The 21,032-nt window shown below is 30.3% G+C and carries 16 protein-coding genes and 1 pseudogene; 12 read left to right on the plus strand and 5 right to left on the minus strand.

Annotation, left to right across the window (positions count from 1 at the left end):
* Nucleotides 1-299: 299 nt before the first annotated feature.
* From Q1A15_RS05170 to Q1A15_RS05195, 6 genes are all read left to right on the plus strand, one after another.
* The gene (locus Q1A15_RS05170; RefSeq protein WP_299619857.1) at nucleotides 300-1,610 is read left to right on the plus strand and encodes a short-chain dehydrogenase; all 1,311 of its coding nucleotides are present in this window, start codon (nucleotides 300-302) and stop codon (nucleotides 1,608-1,610) included.
* Nucleotides 1,611-1,623: 13 nt separating this feature from the next.
* A complete protein-coding gene (locus tag Q1A15_RS05175; RefSeq protein WP_299619860.1) occupies nucleotides 1,624-2,673 on the plus strand; it encodes an SH3 domain-containing protein in 1,050 nt (349 codons plus the stop codon).
* A 37-nt stretch (nucleotides 2,674-2,710) separates the two neighbouring features.
* A complete protein-coding gene (locus tag Q1A15_RS05180; protein ID WP_299619863.1) occupies nucleotides 2,711-3,790 on the plus strand; it encodes a hypothetical protein in 1,080 nt (359 codons plus the stop codon).
* Nucleotides 3,791-3,845: 55 nt separating this feature from the next.
* On the plus strand, nucleotides 3,846-6,179 hold the full coding sequence (gene pbpC, locus Q1A15_RS05185; RefSeq protein WP_299619865.1) for a penicillin-binding protein 1C: 2,334 nt from the start codon (nucleotides 3,846-3,848) through the stop codon (nucleotides 6,177-6,179).
* A 366-nt stretch (nucleotides 6,180-6,545) separates the two neighbouring features.
* Entirely contained in the window at nucleotides 6,546-8,357 is a 1,812-nt protein-coding gene (locus Q1A15_RS05190) for a sodium:proton antiporter (protein WP_299619868.1), read from the plus strand.
* Between the two features lie 182 nt (nucleotides 8,358-8,539).
* A complete protein-coding gene (locus Q1A15_RS05195; protein WP_299619871.1) occupies nucleotides 8,540-8,818 on the plus strand; it encodes a hypothetical protein in 279 nt (92 codons plus the stop codon).
* 325 nt (nucleotides 8,819-9,143) lie between these two features.
* On the opposite strand, the pseudogene dnaX reads toward Q1A15_RS05195, so the two are convergent.
* The 3 genes and pseudogenes from dnaX to Q1A15_RS05210 form a co-directional block, all read right to left on the minus strand.
* Nucleotides 9,144-10,842: pseudogene (gene dnaX, locus Q1A15_RS05200) on the minus strand (DNA polymerase III subunit gamma/tau).
* A gap of 372 nt (nucleotides 10,843-11,214) precedes the next feature.
* Nucleotides 11,215-11,916: a LytTR family DNA-binding domain-containing protein gene (locus Q1A15_RS05205; RefSeq protein WP_299619874.1), complete on the minus strand. Its 702-nt coding sequence runs from the start codon at nucleotides 11,914-11,916 to the stop codon at nucleotides 11,215-11,217.
* Complete coding sequence (locus tag Q1A15_RS05210; RefSeq protein ID WP_299619876.1) at nucleotides 11,913-12,737, minus strand: histidine kinase; 825 nt, start codon at nucleotides 12,735-12,737, stop codon at nucleotides 11,913-11,915. Before Q1A15_RS05210 ends, Q1A15_RS05205 begins: the two co-directional genes overlap by 4 nt.
* Before the next feature lie 204 nt (nucleotides 12,738-12,941).
* On the opposite strand from Q1A15_RS05210, the gene Q1A15_RS05215 reads away from it, so the two are divergent.
* Together Q1A15_RS05215 and Q1A15_RS05220 are read left to right on the plus strand one after the other, a co-directional pair.
* Nucleotides 12,942-14,114 (plus strand): metallophosphoesterase, encoded by a 1,173-nt coding sequence (locus Q1A15_RS05215; protein ID WP_299619879.1) that lies wholly within the window; start codon nucleotides 12,942-12,944, stop codon nucleotides 14,112-14,114.
* 128 nt (nucleotides 14,115-14,242) lie between these two features.
* Entirely contained in the window at nucleotides 14,243-14,890 is a 648-nt protein-coding gene (locus Q1A15_RS05220) for a type II CAAX endopeptidase family protein (protein ID WP_299619882.1), read from the plus strand.
* Between the two features lie 77 nt (nucleotides 14,891-14,967).
* Here Q1A15_RS05220 and Q1A15_RS05225 read toward each other — a convergent pair whose 3' ends face one another.
* Nucleotides 14,968-15,870 (minus strand): DUF6607 family protein, encoded by a 903-nt coding sequence (locus Q1A15_RS05225; protein WP_299619885.1) that lies wholly within the window; start codon nucleotides 15,868-15,870, stop codon nucleotides 14,968-14,970.
* A gap of 90 nt (nucleotides 15,871-15,960) precedes the next feature.
* On the opposite strand from Q1A15_RS05225, the gene Q1A15_RS05230 reads away from it, so the two are divergent.
* From Q1A15_RS05230 to Q1A15_RS05245, 4 genes are all read left to right on the plus strand, one after another.
* A complete protein-coding gene (locus Q1A15_RS05230; RefSeq protein WP_299619888.1) occupies nucleotides 15,961-18,015 on the plus strand; it encodes a TonB-dependent receptor in 2,055 nt (684 codons plus the stop codon).
* Nucleotides 18,016-18,054: 39 nt separating this feature from the next.
* A complete protein-coding gene (locus Q1A15_RS05235) occupies nucleotides 18,055-18,690 on the plus strand; it encodes an HmuY family protein (protein WP_299619891.1) in 636 nt (211 codons plus the stop codon).
* A gap of 111 nt (nucleotides 18,691-18,801) precedes the next feature.
* The gene (msrA, locus tag Q1A15_RS05240) at nucleotides 18,802-19,404 is read left to right on the plus strand and encodes a peptide-methionine (S)-S-oxide reductase MsrA (protein ID WP_299619893.1); all 603 of its coding nucleotides are present in this window, start codon (nucleotides 18,802-18,804) and stop codon (nucleotides 19,402-19,404) included.
* Between the two features lie 12 nt (nucleotides 19,405-19,416).
* Nucleotides 19,417-19,878, plus strand: coding sequence for a DUF302 domain-containing protein (locus Q1A15_RS05245; RefSeq protein ID WP_299619896.1), 462 nt, complete (start codon nucleotides 19,417-19,419; stop codon nucleotides 19,876-19,878).
* A 4-nt stretch (nucleotides 19,879-19,882) separates the two neighbouring features.
* Here Q1A15_RS05245 and Q1A15_RS05250 read toward each other — a convergent pair whose 3' ends face one another.
* On the minus strand, nucleotides 19,883-21,004 hold the full coding sequence (locus tag Q1A15_RS05250) for an ABC transporter substrate-binding protein (RefSeq protein WP_299619899.1): 1,122 nt from the start codon (nucleotides 21,002-21,004) through the stop codon (nucleotides 19,883-19,885).
* Nucleotides 21,005-21,032: the final 28 nt, after the last annotated feature.

The raw sequence follows: 21,032 nt of genomic DNA on the forward strand, positions 1-21,032 counted from the left end.
GTTAATTAATTAACATAAAATTAACGAAATGTTTTTTATATATTGTTCTGTTTTACAGTGTTTTTCCTGTTTTTTTAACAATGTTATTACTTAATGAAAATAGAAGGAGAGATTTTACTTACAGATTTGTATTGTTAATCATTGTTTTAATATTAAAAAGCAACTAAGGTGCATTTAGAGGCTTGTCAAATAAAGAATCATGGCCTACAGAAATAAATTGAAAACAATAAAAAAGAGATTGTCAAAATCAAAATGAGTACTATTGTATTAGTTTTGTTATGATCAATTAAATCAATAATATGAAAAAGCTAATATTATTGCTAGTTACACTAGTATTAATAAGTTGTTCTAGTGAAGAAAAAACAGATGCAGCATTATTAAAATTAGATAAAAAGAAGTTAGAGAAAAGTCTAGATTCTTATAAAATATTCCCGTATAAATTCGGAAAAATTGCAATACGATCTTCAGTTACAAAAGATACTATTTCAGAAGAATATCAGAAATTTAAAACAACTCTAGATAAAATATCAAAACGTTTAATGCGTCACGATTTGTCAAATCCAGATAAGCTTTCAGTGTTAGATTATTTGAGTATTTATCGTGATTATAAAAAGATGGAAAACTTTATCATGAAAACTGATGAAGATATATTTCCAACACTTGTAGATGCGTTAAGAGTTACTTATGCCGATTCTATTTCAAGAAAATTACCATATGTTTCAGGAAATAATAAAAAGATTGTAGAAGGTTTAGAACATGCTGTACTTAGTGCAATAGTAATCTTGAGTAAAGACTTAGGAAAAGAAGTTTCTTTGTACGAATGCTCTAAAACAGATCCTAATGTTTTACCAGATTCAGAATTAAAAGCTTTGCTTAGTTATTTTAGAGGTTTTTTATTTTTTGAAAAGAAACTGTATTACCTTTCAGAAGATGAGATTTCCAGAAATATAGCATGGTTAGATAAAAATGAAGGGATTGATTTACCTTACACCAGAGCGATGTTTCAATGGGGAAATTTAAGTAATGAACAAACTCATATAGGTTTTCATGCGTTAAATCATCTATTTAGAGGTTTTGATAGATTGATGATGGAGCGTGATATCGACGAAAAACGTGCATTAGAAGATTTTGAAGCTTTTTTAAAAGATGCTAATAACATTGGATTGAATAATGAAATTACTTGGTCGATAGAAACTTACCTGTATTTAAAAACTGAAGAAAAAGAAAAAGCGATTGTTTCTTTAGAAAAGTTAAAAACAAGTGCATTATTATCTACAAGAGAGAAAGAAAAGATCGAAGAATCTATTACCTATTTAAAAGATCGAGATTCAGGTAAACTTTTAAACGGTGTTTATGATAAGTTTTTCTTAAGTAAAATAGCAACAAAATATATGTTTTCGGTTTTGTCAAAAGTTGATTGGCAAAAACTTTTGAAAGACAATAATGTTCCGCATACAGATGAAATGTTTGTTGTAATAGATAATTTCAAAAACTTTTTAGAAAATCTAAGTACTTACACATCTGCTGATGGTTTAAAAGAAGCCGGAAAAGAATTAAAAGATAAAGGTAAAAGTCTTTTCGATAAAGCTAAAGGTTTAATTGAGAAGTAAATTTAGATTTCATATGAAAAAGATATTATTATTACTTTTTATCAGTATTACATGCGTTGTTTATAGTCAGAAACAATATGTAGTTACAGCGAAAAGTGGACTTTCAATCCGTAACAAACCAAGTATAAAAGGGGATCGAATAGGTAAATTAACTTACGGAGAAAAAATAACTATAATAGCGCAAACTGATTTTTCTTTCACTACAGAAAACATTAATGGGTATTGGGTAAGAATACAAAAGGAAAACCTAAAAGAAGCGTATGTGTTTAATGGTTTTTTAAAACCTTTTTCAGATATAGATATTCAGTATAGTACGTATAAAGAAGAAGGAAAATTATATGATGGTTTAGTAGCAAAGATTAACACCAAAGAAATTAAAATTCTAAGTATTGACGATGAGCAATGTTTCAGTATTTTAGAAGTAAAAGATTACGATTACGATGGTGTAGAAGAAATATTATTAGAGTTAGATGCTTGTGGAGGTAATTGTTGTGGTAATTCTATTATGATATATTCTTACAACGGAAAAGAATTTGTACCTACTGAAAAAGTGGGATATGATTTTGATGGTATAAAATTGAATTACGATAAGAATAAAGTCAGGCAGTTTATTGTAGATGAACAACATATCGGACACGGAAATACTACTTTGTGTGAAGATGAAGAAAAAACATATGTTTTTGAAAATGCTCAACTTAAATTAATAAAAACTAAAAAACAACATAAGCGAAAAGCATTATTGGAAATAAAATCAGAAGATTTTGAACCATTTAATATCGAGGAGGTTGATAAAATAAATGCTATTGAATATGATATAGATAATAATGGAATTAAAGACAGAATAGAAAGTGGTTACTTTGGTAGATGGGGAGTTTTGCATGAAATTAAAATCATTATGAATGGCAAGGGATTAAAGAATGAAGCATTAAGCTCTTCAAAGAGAATAGGAATTTTAAACACAAAGACAAATAATGTACATGATTTAGTGTTAGAGTGTGAAGAAATATTTGTTTGGAATGGAAAGAAGTACGTGTATGATAAAAAGAGATCTAAGAAGAAGTAAGTTGAATATGAAAGTCGTTTTAAGTTATTGCTGCATCTTGATTTTTTCAATTCAGATCAATGCGCAGCTGTATAAAGGGAGTTTACAATTTAAAACTCAAGAAGAAATCAACAAAGCATTTAGCGCTACAGGAATACTCAAAAATAAAACAAGTATAGAAGGATATCTTATTATTGGAGATCGAGCAAACTTAAGTAATATCAAAAGTGTTGCATTGTTTTCTAAGATTACCAATATCAAAGGAGGAATCTATATATTTAATAATCCAGAGTTAAAATCATTACAGGGATTTGAAAAATTAACCAGTATTTTAGAGCTAGAAATCACAGCAAATTCAGGATTGAAAAATTTTGTAGGATTCAATAATGTAACAGAGATTAAAGAATTATGTAAAATCACTCATAATGGTTCACTAACTTCTTTTAAAGGATTCAATAAATTGAAAAAAGTGGGAGAGTTTGAGTTGTTCCTAAATAAGAATTTGAAAAAATGTAAAGGTTTAGAACAGTTGACTGATGTAAAAACAAATTTCAGTATCGATGATAACGAGAGTCTAGAAAGTATATCTGACTTAAACCTGAAAAGAATAGGCAACGTTTTAAGTATCAAAAACAATTATAAACTTCAATCTTTACAGGGTTTAGAACAAATAAAAACAGTTGATAATATTGTGCTAGCGAGTAATAAAAGTATTACAACATTAAAAGGTTTAGATAATTTGAAATCTATTACAGAAGGAATTTTGATTAGAGGAAATTCAGCTTTAGTTTCTCTTGAAGGACTTCAGAACTTAGAAAAGGTTGTTGATTATTTAGATATCTGGTTAAATGAAAGTTTAACATCTTTATCAGAACTTACAGCTTTAGTAAAAGTAGGAGGTGAGCTACATATTGCAGAGAATAGAGTATTGACAAATCTTAAAGGCTTAGAAAATGTAAAAACTATAGGAAGTTTAAGTATTCGTTACAACACAAACTTGAATGATTATTGTGCATTAGATACCTTTTTTAAAAGTATAGATGAGCAAGTTTTTCTAAAACAGTTTGATGTAAGATACAATAAGTTTAATCCTAGTATTAAGAATTTAAAAACAGGAAAATGTTTGGTAACTAACTAAACTGTTTTCTAGTTACTTTTACAGAAAAATGCAATTGAATAGGGAAATATATATCATGTTTTTTAAAAGACACAAGAAGAAAACTATAGTTTTCTTCATATTGCTAATTGCATATTATTTTTCATTACCCAAAGAATTATTTAAAAATCCAACATCTACAGTAGTCACTTCTAGTAATAACGAATTATTAGGAGCAACAATTGCGAGTGACGGTCAATGGCGTTTTCCTGAGTTAGATTCTGTACCAACTAAATTCAAACATTGCATTATTCAGTTTGAAGATGCGCACTTTTATAAACACTTCGGATTCAATCCTGTTTCCATTGTAAAAGCACTAGGTCAAAATTTAAAAGCTAAAAGAGTAGTTCGTGGAGGTAGTACTTTAACGCAGCAAGTTATTCGATTATCAAGAAAGAATCAGCAACGATCGTATATAGAAAAGTTGAAAGAACTTATTCTAGCAACACGATTAGAGTTTCGTTATTCTAAAGAAAGAATACTAGAATTATATGCATCTCATGCACCTTTTGGAGGAAATGTAGTCGGACTAGAAATGGCTGCTTGGCGATATTACAGACTACAACCGCATCAACTTTCATGGGCCGAAAGTGCCACTTTAGCAGTGTTACCTAACGCTCCATCTTTAATTTATCCAGGGAAGAATCAAATACGATTAAAAAACAAAAGAAATCGTTTATTAAAAAAGCTTTATACTTCAAAAGTAATCGATAGTCTTACCTATAGTTTAGCGATAGAAGAAGAATTACCACAACGTCCACATCAACTTCCAAATATTGCTCCGCATTTTGTGCAAGAAATAAAAAAAGAGCATAACGGACAACGATTACAGAGTTCAATAGATATCAATTTACAGCAGCAAGTAAATAACTTAGCAAAGTTACATTACGAGCAAATGAAACAAAACGAAGTCTACAATTTAGCAGTACTAGTTTTAGATGTAACTACTCGAAAAGTAAAAGCCTATGTCGGAAATGCGCCAACAGATAAAAAGCATCAAAAAGATGTAAATAATGTAGTTTCTCCTAGAAGTACTGGAAGTACATTAAAACCTTTTTTATATGCACACATGCTACAATCAGGAGATCTATTACCAAGTCAGTTAGTAAAAGATATTCCTACGGAAATTTCAGGGTATACACCTAAAAATTTCGATTTATCATTTGATGGAGCTGTGCCAGCAGATAAAGCCTTAACACGATCGTTAAATATTCCCGCTGTACGAATGTTACAAGAATACGGATTAGAAAAATTTAGAGATCATTTAAAAGAATACGATATCACACACATTAATAAATCAGCAGACTATTATGGTTTATCTCTTATTCTAGGAGGAGCAGAAGCAAGTTTGTGGGATTTATGTAAAGTGTTCGCAGGTTATGCAGGAGCAGTTAATCATTTTGAAGAACTGAAACATAATTATTACAGTAATGAATTTTTAAATCCGAGTTATCAAAGTAATACAGATGTAGATTTTGGTAATATCATCAAAAATCAAAATGTTATTGATGCTGGATCGGCATATATTACTCTAGAAACACTAACAAATGTTAATCGACCACTATCAGATCAAGCTTGGAAATATTACGATTCTTCTCAAAAGATTGCTTGGAAAACAGGAACAAGTTTCGGAAACAAAGATGCTTGGGCAATTGGAACTACATCAAAATATGTTGTAGGAGTTTGGGTAGGAAATTCCGATGGAGAAGGGCGACCTGACTTAACAGGAGTGGGAAGTGCAGCGCCGCTAATGTTTTCTGTGTTTGATGTTTTACCAAAAGCAACGTGGTTTTTAGAGCCTTTTGAAGATTTAGAAGAAGTACAGATCTGCAAACAAAGTGGTTGTATAGCATTACCAATTTGTCCTTCAGTAAAGAAAAGAGTTTCAAAAAACGGAGTAAGAGGAACTTCATGTGTATACCATCGTGAAGTTTTATTAGATCGTTCAGAAAGTTTTAGAGTAAATTCCGATTGTGAATCGATTAACAATATGATTACCAAATCTTGGTTTGTATTGCCTCCATTAATGGGCTATTATTACAAACAAAAAAATCCCGAATATAGAAAGCTTCCTGATATAAAAGTAGGATGTTCAACTATAGAAAAAAACACGATCGATTTTGTATATCCAACAACAATTCAGTCAAAAATGTCGTTAACTAAAGACAGTAACGGAGTTGTAAATCCAGTATTGATAAAACTTACGCATAGTAATCCTGAAGCAAAAGTCTATTGGTATTTAGATGATGTTTTCATAAAGGTTACAGAAGATTATCATGAACTGCCAATAAAACCTTCCAAAGGAAAACACACAATTACAGTAATTGATAATGCAGGAAATCAAGTAAAACGATTTATAGAGATTTATTAGTGTAATTAAGTTGAGTTTATAGTGTTGACTGAGTTTATCGAAGTCTGGTGACTGAGCTATGCCGAAGTCAAGTCTGGTGACTGAGTTTATCGAAGTCAATACGGCCCTTCGAGTGCCTCAGGGACCTTTGCAATCAAAATTAAGTAGTATGGATTTGGAGATAGAGTTCTGCCGAAACTTGGAGAATAAGTTTATCTAAGTTTGTTGACTGAGCTACGTCGAAGTCAGAAATCAGTAAATCAACAAATTAAAACGATCACAAAAAACACCAGATGAACAGCGCTTGAACAATCAGCAACAGAATTGCATCAAAGTTTTAATTTGAACTAAAAATAGCATACATTTACAGGTAATAATTAAATAAAAATGTTAGAATTAGCAGGAATTATCATTTTAGGGATTTTAGCGCAGTGGTTTGCATGGAAATTAAAAATCCCTGCCATATTACCTTTAATTTTAATAGGATTATTGGTAGGTCCAGTTGCTGCAGAATATTTCAATGAAGGTAGTAAATGGATTGAACCAATTTGGAACGGTAAAAAAGGATTATTTCCAGGTGAAGGCTTATTCTATTTTGTTTCCTTAGCTATTAGTATTATTCTTTTTGAAGGTGGATTGACCTTAAAAAAGAGTGAAATAAGAAACGTTGGTCCAGTTATTACAAAGTTAATCACCTTAGGTTCTGTAGTAACATTTTTCGGAGCAGGAATCTTTGCTAAATATATCTTCGATTTAAGTTGGGAAATGGCCTTGTTGTTTTCATCATTAATTATTGTGACAGGACCAACAGTAATTTCTCCGATACTTCGAAACATTCCATTAAAAAAAGATGTCGCAGCAGTATTAAAATGGGAAGGAATTTTAATTGATCCAATCGGAGCTTTAGTTGCCGTTTTAGTTTTTGAATTTATTAGTGTTGGAGGCGATAGCGGATTTACACAAACCGCTCTAATCGAATTCTTCAAAATTGTATTATTTGGTACCACTCTAGGATTCATTTTTGCTAAAGGATTAATCTTCATCGTTAATAGAAAATTCGTTCCACATTACTTGTTAAATGTTGTATCACTTTCTATGGTGTTGTTAGTATTTGTACTATCAGATTTATTAGCACACGAATCAGGTTTATTAGCTGTAGTGGTAATGGGAATGGTAATTGCAAATAGTAAATTAAAAAGTTTCGACGAACTATTATACTTTAAAGAATCACTAACTGTATTATTAATTTCTATACTATTCATTTTACTAGCTGCAAATATGAATATGTCGGAGTTAATGCTAATTTTCAATTGGAAAACAGTAGTATTATTTGCTTTAGTAGTTTTTATTGTACGTCCACTAGCAGTATTTTTAAGTACTCACAAATCTACTTTACAGTTAAACGAAAAAATATTTATCAGTTGGGTAGGACCAAGAGGTATTGTAGCGGCTGGTATTGCTTCTTTATTCGGAACCAAGTTAATGAAGCAAAATGTACCTGGAGCAGAATACATTACTCCACTAGTATTTATGATTGTTTTAGGAACCGTATTATTAAACGCCACTACCGCAAGAATGTTAGCAAAAATGATTGGTGTATTTCTTAAAAAGTCTGAAGCAATTGTATTTGTTGGAGCGTCACGTTCAGCACGATTAATTGCCGATTATTTAAAGCAAAACAATCGTCGAGTAATTTTATTAGATAGCAATAAAGATTATGTGAATGATGCTAAAGAAATGGGAATTGAAGCATTTAATATTGATATTTATAATGACAATTTAGATGATAATGTTGAACTGAATGATGTTGGATATTTAATTGCAATGACAGGAAGTGATGTAATTAATAAATACGCATTAGAACGTTTTTCTGATATCTATGGAGAAATGGGAGCCTATCGTTTAGCAACATCAAGAGAAGTAGCATCTAAGCAATTAGAAAATACAGATGTTCTATTTACAGCCAAAGACGATTTTATTAATGTAACTGAAATTGTTCGTGATTTCCCACAAGTTAATGAACTAAAAGTAAGCTCACCAGAAGATTTCACAGCTAAAGTAGAAGTGATGAATGAAAGAGATAACTCAATTCCTTTATTCTTGAAGTCAGATAAAACTATTAAAATCTTGGCAGAAGTAACCTCACAAGACATCAAAGAGAATGATATCATTGTTTATGTAGGTGAAGAGATAGAATAATCATCACAAAAAATAACTCAATATAAAATCCTTGAATTACTTCAAGGATTTTTTTATTCTTACTGTTGAGTAACTAAACATAGTCGAAACCACGGAAATCCACATTTTTTTCTGCAGAAATCACATTTTTTATCAAATACTTGTCTATTAGTTTTGTACATATAATTAAAAGGGGAATAGATATGGAAGAAATCGTTTTTAAAACATTAGCAAACAAAAAGAAATACACAAGTATAGATCACTTTATAGCAGAAGTGATGAAAAGTAATGAAGCAGATGAATTTATATATAATGGTATAAAAGATGCTGTTTTCAAACTTATCATTTACGGATTCATAACAGTAGATACTTCATCAGTTAAAAACTGTATAAAAAAAGAAGGTAACTTTTATAAAGCAAAGAAGTTAGGTGGAGTAGGAGAATGGTTAAAATACCGTCAATCTCATAGAAATGCAGCTTAAACAACATAAAAATATAAAAACGAATCCTGAACTAGTTTCAGGATTTTTTTATGCAAAGTTTTTTAGCTGTAAATCGTATTGTACTTTAAGTACGGTCCTTCGAGAACCTCAGGAACCTTGTAATTGAAAAATCGAAACCTGTTGGGAGAGTTTAGTCTAAACTCTGTAGAAGTTAGGTAACTGAGATTTTGAAAGTCACGTTAAAAATCCTATGATTTAATTAATTAATGATAAGTGGTTGAGAGCTTATCGAAGTTCGGTAGCTGAGCTCTGTCGAAGCTCGGTGACTGAGGTTCTCGAAGTTTGGTGACTGAGGTTCTCGAAGTCAGACATCCAACCCAAACGTCTGCTTCAACTTATCTAGAAGCGGATTTTTCTCACGTAACTTGGCGTATTTTTCTTGCGGAGTATAAGCGAACTTTTTCTCTACGGTTTCACTTACTTTAATATTAATTACAAGTCCGTAGTTGTTTAAACGTACACGGATAAACTTTAATAAAGCAGGTTTACTTTTTTCAAGTTGATTCTTCATTAAAGTATTAGGAAGTGTTACAATAACCTCGAAATTCTGATGCAATTTAGGTTGTCCTGCTAATAAGATTGAGGCTGTATTTTTCTCACCTAATTCTTGTAATTTAAAATAATATTTCTTCCAAGCTTCTTCTAGTTGCTCTTGCGTAAACGGAGTTCTAGGGTGATTGTCGTAGTTTTCTTCTTCAACTTCAACAACCTGAGTTTCCTTCTTTTGCTTTAATCCTTTAAAAGATAGCGCAGAAGTTCTTCGTTTAATGTTTTTTATTGAAGGTTTTGTCTCTTCTTGTGGTTTAGCTACTGGAGCTTTTGGAGGAGGAGGAACAGCTTTAGATTGTTGTACAGATGAAATCGCGTCAGCCACTTGTTTTTTGGTAGGAGCTAACGAAGTAAAGAAAGTAGCAGGAATTATAAAGTTGCTATTTTTTTTTTGCTCCATCAAAATTGATAGAGGCAATTTGCATTAAGCACAGCTCAACTAGCAATCGTTGATTCTTACTTGCTTTATACTTTAAGTCGCAATCATTTGCCTTATCAATAGCCGGTAATAAGAATGGCATGGCAGCCTTGTTGGCTTGCTCTAAGTATTTCTTTTTAGTAGTATCTCCAACTTCTAATAAAGGAATTGTAGCAGCGTCTTTTGCTACTAACAAATCTCTAAAGTGTGAAGCCAATCCGCTAATAAAATGTTGTCCCTCAAAACCTTTTGCTAATACTTCATTATAAGCCATTAACACTTCAGGAATTTTATTTTCTAGTAATAAATCCGTCATGTTAAAATACACTTCATAATCCAGAACATTTAAGTTTTGAGTAACAGCTTCACGAGTTAAATTATTTCCAGAAAAACTAACTACACGGTCAAAGATTGATAACGCATCACGCATCGCTCCATCTGCTTTCTGAGCTATAATATGTAAAGCATCATCATCTGCAGTAATATTTTCACGCTCACAAATTACTTTCAAATAATTTTTAGCATCTAAAACACCAATACGTTTAAAGTCAAAAATCTGACAACGTGATAAAATCGTTGGAATAATTTTATGTTTCTCAGTAGTTGCTAAAATAAAAATAGCATGTGCAGGCGGTTCTTCTAAAGTCTTTAAAAAAGCATTAAAAGCTGCTTGAGACAACATGTGCACCTCATCAATAATATAAACTTTATATTTTCCTGTTTGAGGCGGAATTCGAACTTGATCGGTTAGGTTACGAATATCATCTACAGAGTTATTAGAAGCCGCATCCAATTCGAAAATGTTAAATGCAAAATCTTCATCTGCACTATCTGAACTTTCTTGATTGATACGTTTTGCTAAAATACGCGCACACGATGTTTTACCAACACCACGCGGACCTGTAAATAATAAAGCTTGAGCTAAATGGTTATTTTTAATAGCATTTTCAAGCGTATTTGTAATCGCTTGTTGACCCACAACATCCTCAAAGTTTTGAGGTCTGTATTTTCGTGCCGATACTATAAAATGTTCCATTCGATCTTGTGAATTATATAGCAAATGTAGCAAAGACTAAGACTAGAAACAAACAAAGTTTCTAACAATGTTTTATCATAAAAATAAAGCATAAAGTTACCAACCTCATTTTGATTATTATTACATATATAAACCAATAGAAAATTATAGCGTGTTATGAATAAAAATAGTGGAGCGATAGCCGTTAAATTTGATCTTTGATAAGAATTACAAAAAATCAAGGTAGCAGAGGTGGAGGTTAGATGAAAAGCTGTTTGAGCAAAGCGAGTTCTTTTCATCTTTGGCAGGTAATACCGTAGTATTTTTTAATTCTTATCCTAAATCTTGATTTTTGCTTCTTTGTATCAAGACAAAGAAAGAAGTAATAGCTTTTTACAAACTCAAAAACTCTTTTACATTAATTTTATAGACTTTTCCGATAGGAATAATATGATGATTAATAAAAATTCGATTCCCTTCTACAGACTTGATTTTCCTTTTAGCTACTAAAAAAGATTTATGTACTTGTAGAATATGATCTTTTGGAAATAACGTTAGTAAATCTGAGATTTTCTCTCGTATGGTGAGTTCTTCTTGCTCGGTTACGATTTTACAATAATTCCCAACCGCTTCAATATATAATAAATCGTCTAATAAGATTTGATAATACTTCTTATTCGATTTTATAATAACATGTTTATCGCCAGTAGTTTCTGGTACTGTTGCTGAAACTGTTTTTGGAGTATGAACAACTTCTGTTTTTTGTATTGCTTTTACAAAACGTTCGAAACTAAAAGGTTTCAATAAATAATCTACAATATTAAGTTCATAACCTTCTAGCGCATATTCTTTATATGCGGTAGTAACAATCACTTTAGGCGGATTGGTTAAGGTTTTTAAAAAATCAAAACCTTTTAATTTAGGCATATTTAAATCTAGAAAGATTAAATCTACCGAGTTGTTTTTCAAACATTCTAAAGCTTCAATAGCATCGTAACAACTTTTCACCAAATTATAATTCGGTAACAAATCACAATATCCTTTTATAATATCGTGAGCAATATATTCATCATCAATAATTAAATAATTGGTCATATTGTAATGCTTAAAAATGCTTCAAAAGTATTATTTACTGTACGAGTAGTAAATGTATGGTTATTCGGATAGGTAAGTTCTAATCGACGTGTTAAATTTTCCAATCCGATTCCTTTTTGAGTTACATGCGTGGGATCAAAATTATTTTTAATTGTAAACTTAAATTCTGAATTAGTAGTTGTCAATTCAATTGAAACAAAAGCTTCATTACGTAGTACTTCAACGCCGTGTTTAAAAGCATTTTCTACAAGAATAATAAACAGAAGCGGGACAATATTTACATTATTATTTTTAATGTTTGTTTTAAAATAAATATCAATATTCTTCTTGTAACGCATTTGATGTAAACTGATAAAGTTTTGAATAAAATCGATTTCTTCTTGAATAAAAACAGAGTCTTTTAAACCTTCGTAAACACTGTAACGCATCATATCAGAAAGTTTTAAAACCAATTGTTTAGCTTTTTCCGAATCACGATCTATAAGTCCGTATAAATTATTCAGCATGTTAAAAAAGAAATGCGGATTAACCTGAGTTTGCAGATGAATTAACTCTGTTTTTTTCTTTTCATTTTTTAAATCGATGATCGTTTTTATTTGCTGAACCAACCAATGTATAGCGATTCCAAGAATAGTTAATATGAGAAGAATATAATATCCTAATAAAATAAAAACTACGCTTGAAGGCCAATCTACGGTAATAATAAAAGAATCTTTATCGGTACCAATAATTTTATAACTAAGCCATAGTAACGGAATAGCGATAGAAATAAAACTAATAAGTATAAATATTCTTTTGTTTTGTTTGAACCATTGTATCATACAGCTAAATTAAAGATTGACTAGGATTCTACAAATAAAGAAGACAAACGTTCATTAACTCATAATAAACAGACAATAACTCGTAATAAAGGTGCTTTTCAAGAAGAATTGAAGATTTTAATACAACTTAAGAGTCGTTTATCCCAATAGTTTTAAAAGGTTAAAGTGCTAAAATACTTTTGAGGAAACTTAAAACTTTAACCGATGAAAAAAAGAATCTTTCGCTATGTAAAACATGTTTTTGTAACACTAACTGTATTGATTTTAGTAGGAAGCGGAATTATAATCGCAATGAACGGAACTTTAAATTATAATCAGAATAGTTTACGTTACAATCTAGAAGAAGAAGGTCCGTATATTTTTTATAAGAACGATAGTTTAGTCAGTGTTGAATATGTAAAAGGAAATAAAAATGACGGTTTCTATGTAGATAGAAAAACATATGATACTAAAGCTGAAGAAGAGTTAACTTGTTTCTTTCCTTTGGATTCCTCACGATTTTCTTTTGACTTACAAACAGCATTTGAAACTCCAAAATCTATATATAATGATGGAAATAAAATTTTAGCAATTTCAGATATTGAAAGTGGTTACAAAACATTTCGAGATTTCTTAATTCAAAACAAAGTTATCGATGCGAATTTAAATTGGACTTTCGGTAAAGGTCATTTAGTATTAGTTGGTGATTTTGTAGATAGAGGGTTTTCTACAACCCAAGTACTTTGGTTTATTTACAAACTAGAACAAGAAGCTAAGAAAAAAGGTGGGATAGTACATTTTATTATCGGAAATCATGAGCTGAAGAATATGCAAGGTCAGTATAAATCAGCAGAACAAAAATACTACGCAGTAGCTTCAATTTTAGGAAAACAACAGTATGATTTATATAGTAAAAATTCTGTTTTAGGCAGATGGATGTCAAGTAAAAACACAATTGAATCTATCAACGGAACTTTATTTGCTCACGGAGGAATTCATCCCGAAATAGCAGAAACTAATTTAACATTAGATGATATCAATCGAATAAACAGAACGAATTACTATCAACGTCATTTTCCTAAACCTAACAAAACTGTAGAAGATAAAGTATTATCAACTAAAACTGGGATTTGTTGGTACAGAGGATATTTTAAAAATGAATTATCGCAAGAAGAAGTAGCAAAAGGCATTTCAAAATTCAATGCAGAAAACATTGTAGTCGGACATACATTACAATGGAAAGTCAATAAAATGTATGAAGGAAAAGTGTATGCTATTGATGTAAAACATCCGAGTGATTATATATCTATGTTACCAAATAAAAAATCAGAAGGATTATTAATTGAAAATAAAACCTTTTATAGAATTCTACACAACGGAAAACAATACCCTTTATAAAGCTAAAAACACCTAGAAGAAGTGTCGTTTTTTTGGTTCGTTTTTTTGGACAAGCAAAAAAATGAACAGTTAATAAATAACACAAATTCTTGCAATAAAAATATCATCAATTCAAAAATTTAATTCAAATGAAAACAAAAATATATACACAATTAAGTAAATCTTACATCGTAGTTTTAGTAATGATCATAGCTCCTTTTTTAGGATATTTCGATAGAAACTTTAGTTACTTTTTCGGATTAACAATAGCAGGTTTATTATTATGGTCGAGCCAATACAATTGGTCGCTATTTGGTTTCGGTAAGAAAATCAATAAAAGAACAATAGTGAGAGGAATTATTTATGCATCAATTTTATATGCAATTTTTATTCCTATTGATTCAATTATAGAAAGTTACTTAGGAAAAGCAAACCTATCGTCATTAGCAGGAATAGAAGGAAACTTTATAAACTATATAATTACTTTAATTGTAATTTGGATTTTCGCAGCTTTTGGAGAAGAATTCTTGTTTAGAGGCTTTTACTTAAAAGGTTTAGTTGCTTTATTCGGAAATACAAAGAAGGCTTGGTATTTAGGAATTGTAATTGTCTCGTTATATTTTAGTGTTTCTCATATTTACCAAGGAATAACAGGAGTTGTACAAATATTTCCTTTAGCGTTAATATATTCGATCATTTTTTATAAAAATAAAGAGAATTTAAGTTTACTAGTAATTATGCATGGTTTTCACGATACAATAGCGTTAACATTACTATACTTAGGATTGTATAGATAAATTGAAAAGAAAAAGCCTTACTTTTTAAAGTAAGGCTTTTATAAATATAACATAACAAATTACAACAACGAACGAAATTATTTGATAAAACTATCTATAATCTCATTTACTTGTTTTTTAGAAGCACCTGCTTTTAATTTAAAAAGATGCGAGTATAATTTTTTATTATTCACTTTAGCTTGTAAAGCAATATCTTTATCATTATCGAAAGCTTTATCCCATCTTTTACGAACTTTTTTCCATAAGCCATGGTTGTTTTTCCACCAGTTCTGAGCTGCAATACATTTATTATCAGGAACTCTTTTGTAAGTGTTAAACCCTTTTTCCTGAGCTAATAAGAAATCTTCTTTACCATCTTCTCTAACTATTTTATCATTATCCTGATTGTGAATCCAACCGTTTTCTGTAATCTCATGTCTGTTTCTTCTTAACATAACATTATAGTCAGATCTTTTTGTCAATTCTCTTCTTGCTAAAGGAGCATCAGCAGTATTTTCCCAGAAACTTTTTCCATCAACATGTACCCAAGTTGCAGTTCCTTCGTATCTCGGACTATCATCTACTTGATAAACTTTTTGCGTCCATTGCCCTTGTACGCTTTCTTTATCTAACTTTTTGTATTTCCAATGACTATCTTTATGGAAAAGATATAAATCTTGGTTTTCGTACAACCAATCTTGGCGCCAATGTTTTACAATATGTGGCCTTTCTTTTGGTCCAACTATAAGTAAATGTTGCATCTGAATTTTACTCTTTTTGTCAGTAATTACTTCTACCCATTCTAAAGCTTTGTCATGTTTCTTTTTAGATGGTTTATATAAACTGTCTTTAGAATAATTGAAGGTTTCAGCAAAATTGAATCCTACTTCAAAGCATCCGCTCATAGATTTAATAGCTTTTAAATCTTGCGCTTTTTTGTCTTGTTGTGCATTAGCTATCAAAATGAAACTAATCATTAAAACAGTTACTACTTTTTTCATTTTATGTCTGATTAAATAATTCGAGACAAATTTATAATTTATTTAGATCAATTAAAAATAAAATATATATTTGCATCAAAATTATTAAGAATGTTTCTAAATAAGTGTTTCGGATTTTTAATTTGCTTGATTACTTTGAATAGTTTTTCACAAGAAAAGAAAGTAGTAAAAGATACGATAGATGATAGATTAGATGAAGTTGTGGTAACTGCAACAAGAACGAAGAGACAGTTATCTTCTTTACCAATGCCGGTAACTTTAATTTCTAAAAAACAAATTTTAGCAACGGGTTCTACTCGTTTAAGAGATATTATCGCTGAACAAACAGGAATTATTATTGTTTCTGATGTAGGAAATTCAGAAGGAGTACAAATGCAAGGTGTTGCTGCCGATTATGTTCTAATTTTAATAAATGGTTTGCCTTTAGTTGGAAGAACCTCGGGAAATATTGATTTGAATAGACTTTCGGTAAACAATATCAAACAAATTGAAATTGTTAAAGGTCCGTCTTCTTCTTTATACGGATCAGAAGCTTTAGGTGGTGTTATCAATATCATAACTAAAACGCCTGACAAAGATAAAACATCTGGTAATGTTAGTTTTATGACTCGATTTTTAGCTCGTGAAGAATTAGACTTAAATGCTAATCTTACGCATCAAAAAAATAAGTTAGGACTAGATGCGAGTGTTAATTTAAATTCAGGCGGAGCTTACGATTTATCACCAGAAACTCCTGGAAATACAGGTATACCATATCAGAATTTTACTGGGAATTTACGTTTGTTTTATGAACTTTCAGATCAATTACAAATAAATACGGATGCTAGATATTTAAATGAAGAAGTTTTTGAAGCTGCAGGCGATAGTGAAAAAACAGATTTTTATTCATCAATAAATGTATCACATCAATTAACAGATGCAATAAAAATAGATTATCTATTGTTTGGTACGCGTTTTAAGACGGAAAGTGTTTTTAATGGAACCACTTCTGTTTTTGATAGAACATTATACAGACCTGAAATTAAAGCAGAGTTTGATTTTTCTTTCGGAAATATTATTGCTGGAGCAGGAGGGAATTTTGATGGACTAGAACGTACTTTCTTTGAAGGAAACGAGCAATACAATGCCAAGTATCTTTTTGGACAATATGATACAAATATTGGAAAAGATCTAAATGTAATCTTAGGATTTAGATACGATACATTCAATAAATTCAAATCTGCGTTTAGCCCAAAACTATCAGCAAATTATAAAATAAATAATTGGTTAACTACTAAAGTTTCTGTCGGTTTTGGTTATAAAGTTCCAGATTTCAGACATTTATTTTTCAACTTCAGAAATACAGCTAGTGGTTACATTGTGTTAGGAACACATGTGTTAGAAGATCTTTATGGAGACAGACCAGAAGTTCAAAATCTAGATAAAGAACTTAAACCAGAAAGTTCTATTGGTTATAATTTTGGTTTTCAATTAAAACCGCTGCGTGGTGTAAGATTAAACATTAATTTCTTCAGAAACGACTTCAAAGACTTAATCAATACGTTTGCTGTAACTAGAGGAAACTTTCCAGATCTTCCTGGAGTCTCAGTGTTCTCATATGAAAATAGAGCAGAAGTATTTACGCAAGGAGTAGAAGTTGATGTGAATTACAAGATCAATAATAATTTAAGATTTTCAACAGGTTATCAATTTCTGGATACCGGAGATAAACAAGAATTAGATGCAATAAAATCAGGTACAGTATTCTTTAGAAGAACTCCAAGTTCTCCATCAGAAATATTAACTACAAGTCAATATTTCGGTTTACCGAACAGATCTAAACATATTGTAAACGCAAAACTATTTTACGAAAACTTCGAACACGATTTCTCAGCAAATGTGAGGGTTTTATATAGAAGTAAATATGCATTGTTTGATACAAATAATAGTGGTGGGATTATCGACAATTATGATGCTTTTATAGCAGGAAATACTCAAGTTAATACCGCATTACAAAAGACATTCTTTAATCTGATGAGTGTACAATTAGGAGTAGATAATGTATTTGATAGCAGAGGAACAGAAAACCTAGATGATTTTCCTGGTCAAGATTCAGCATTACGTTTAGGCCGAACTTTTTACACAAGAATACAATTTAACTTATAGGAACGTATATAAATTTTAATACAATCAATAATAATAATCATGAAGCAAATAAAATTAATTTTAGCATTATTAGTCATAGGTTTTGTGGCCACATCTTGTAACGATGAAGATAATACGATACCAACTGCACCAGTAGAATCTAAAACAATTACAAACTTAGCAGCATTACAAGACACAGATTTCACACAAAATCCTCCAGTAACAACAGGAAGTTTTACAAAGTTTAGTTTTAAAGCTGGAGGAGAAGTAACTGATGATAGTTGGGATATTGCGTTTAGAGGAACTACAATTTTAGTAAACGGAGGTGCTAAAATAGGAAGTCTGTCTGATGAACCAGAAAGAACAGGAAATGCAGGTTTAATTATACAAAATGGAATTTTTGGTAACATAACTACTGTACCAAGTGAAGTTACTTTTGCACAAGATGCTGCAGGAAGTTATGCATTACCTACAGGAAGTGATAATGGATGGTATAATTACGCAGGACCACCAACACACTTAATTAGTCCTTTAGCAGGAAAAGTAATTATTGTAAGAACTATAGATGGTAATTATGCAAAAATTGAAATTTTAAATTACTATAAAGATAATGATCCTACAGAAGCAGATAATGCTAGATACTACTCATTTAACTATGTGTACAATCCTAATGTAGGTGATAAAAGCATTCAGTAGGAGTCTCTATTGAATTTTGTTAGTTTATAATTTGAAAAGCTATCCGTATCTTCGGGTAGCTTTTTGTATGAAAGCGTATTTTTAAACGACATAAAAGAAAATAATCTAATAATGAAAAATTTAATAGTAATAGCGTTTTTAATAATAGGAACATCAGTAAAAGCACAAAAAGATCAAAAAGTAGCTTATTTTGCTAGTGGATGTTTTTGGTGTGTAGAAGCAATTTTTGAAAGTATGGAAGGAGTAAATGAAGCTGTTTCTGGTTATGCAGGAGGTCATACTAAAAATCCTACTTATAAAAGTATTGGAACTGGTAGAACAGGACATGCAGAAACTGTAGCGGTGTATTATAATCCTAAAAAAGTTGATTTTGCAACTTTAGTTATTGCGTTTTTCGGTTCTCACGATCCTACAACAGTTAATGGTCAGCATCCAGATTATGGAACTCAATACAGATCAATTGCTTTCTATAATAATGATGAAGAAAAGGATATTATCGAAAAATATATTAAATCATTAAACTATAAGGTATACAAAGGTAAAGTTGCTACAGAAGTATTACCGATTAAAAAATTCCATGAAGCTGAAGATTATCACCAAAACTATGAGCGTTTGAATCCTAATAATCCATACGTGAAAAATGTATCTATTCCTAGATTAAACAGATTCAAGAAAAGATTTCCAACGCTTTTAAAAGAAAACGCGCGTCATTAAAAGAAAGAAAACATGAAGAAATATATAATTGTTTTATGTGCTGTATTGGGTTTTGTTTCTTGTCAACAGAAAGAAAAAAACAAAAAGATGTCAGATAGTTTTATAAAAAAAGAGAGTCCGTTAAGTTTTCAAGCTACGTACGAGAAAGTAAAGAATAATATAGAAAGTAATCCGAATTTAAAACTCATTTTTGAATTAGATCATAGTGAAAATGCGAGTAAAAAAGGATTATCGTTGCGACCAACTAAATTACTAATATTTGGAAATCCAAATTTAGGTACTCCATTAATGGAAGTAGCGCCAACTTTAGCTATTGATCTTCCTCAAAAAATCATGATTTTCGAAGAGGCAGGAAAAGTATTTATCACATACAATAATCCTGAATATTTAAAAGAAAGACATAATATTGAAGGCAAAGATGAATTGTTGAATAAAATTTCAAATGCCTTAAATAAATTAACCACAGTTGAGTAAGCTTTTATTCAACTAATCTATAAAAAGACAGTTGATAATCTGGTAATAATTCTGGATTAGTAATTTTTATTAAGTCTTTTAAAATTAAATCTGGACGAATAGGTGCAAATTCAAAGTACTTTATTCCTCCAGATTTTCCTTTTACAGCACCAATAGTATATGTTTTATTAGTTTTTAAAGGTGTAAACTGATCGAAATTCTTGTTCGTACTTAACAATTGTGATTTGGTTTCATGTATACCACATCCAATCCAATATTCTGCTTCTTGAGCTTTTTCTAAAACATTTTCAAAGTTCAGCTGTATACTACCAGTTCCTTTAGAATCTTTCCACAAATAATCTAAGTTGGCATCAGCTAAAAATTTTCCAATAAAACTTTCCCCAGCAGGAGCATACCATATGTCTTTAAAAAAACTACCAGACATTATTTTTGGTGATTTATCAACACTTTGAGCTATTTTTTTAACTGTTAAATAATCTTTTTCAATAGTTTCGAAAACCTTTTTAGCTTCTTTTTCTTTACCTAATAAAACACCGAAAAATTTAATCCATTCAGCTCTTCCTAATGGAGTTTCTTCTAACCATTCACCATTAAAAACAACAGGAAAACCTAACTTAGTAATATTATTATATAATTTATTATTCGGATGCAATGAAAAACCAACAACTAAATCTGGAACCAAATCAATTAAGATTTCTGTATTCATACTTTGTTCAGAGCCAAGTTCAGTAATCAATCCGTCTTCGATACGTTTTCTTGTCTTTTCTGAAGAAATATATTTAGTATTTGGGAAACCAATAATTCGATCTTCTGCACCTAACAGTTCAATCATTGGAATATGAGTAGTACTTGTAACAACTAATCGATTTACTGGAACTTTGATCTCGTTATTTTTAAAGTCATTTTTTTCTGAAAGCAAGTATTTAAAAGAGCTTATTTCGTTCTGAAAAACTTTTTTTATAAGTAGATATTTATTTCCATTTTCTTCGATAATATCAAATCCTTTAGCATATTTAATTGTCGAAGTGTTCTGACTTTGAATGTTTTCTTTGGCTTTTTCTTGTTTACATCGAATAAAAAGAAAAAGACTTAAGATTGTATAGATGTAAGATAATTTAGTTGTCATTATCGGTTGATATTTTTAAAAAGTAATT

The sequence above is a fragment of the uncultured Tenacibaculum sp. genome (genome assembly GCF_947495995.1).
In the GTDB taxonomy this organism is placed as follows: domain Bacteria; phylum Bacteroidota; class Bacteroidia; order Flavobacteriales; family Flavobacteriaceae; genus Polaribacter.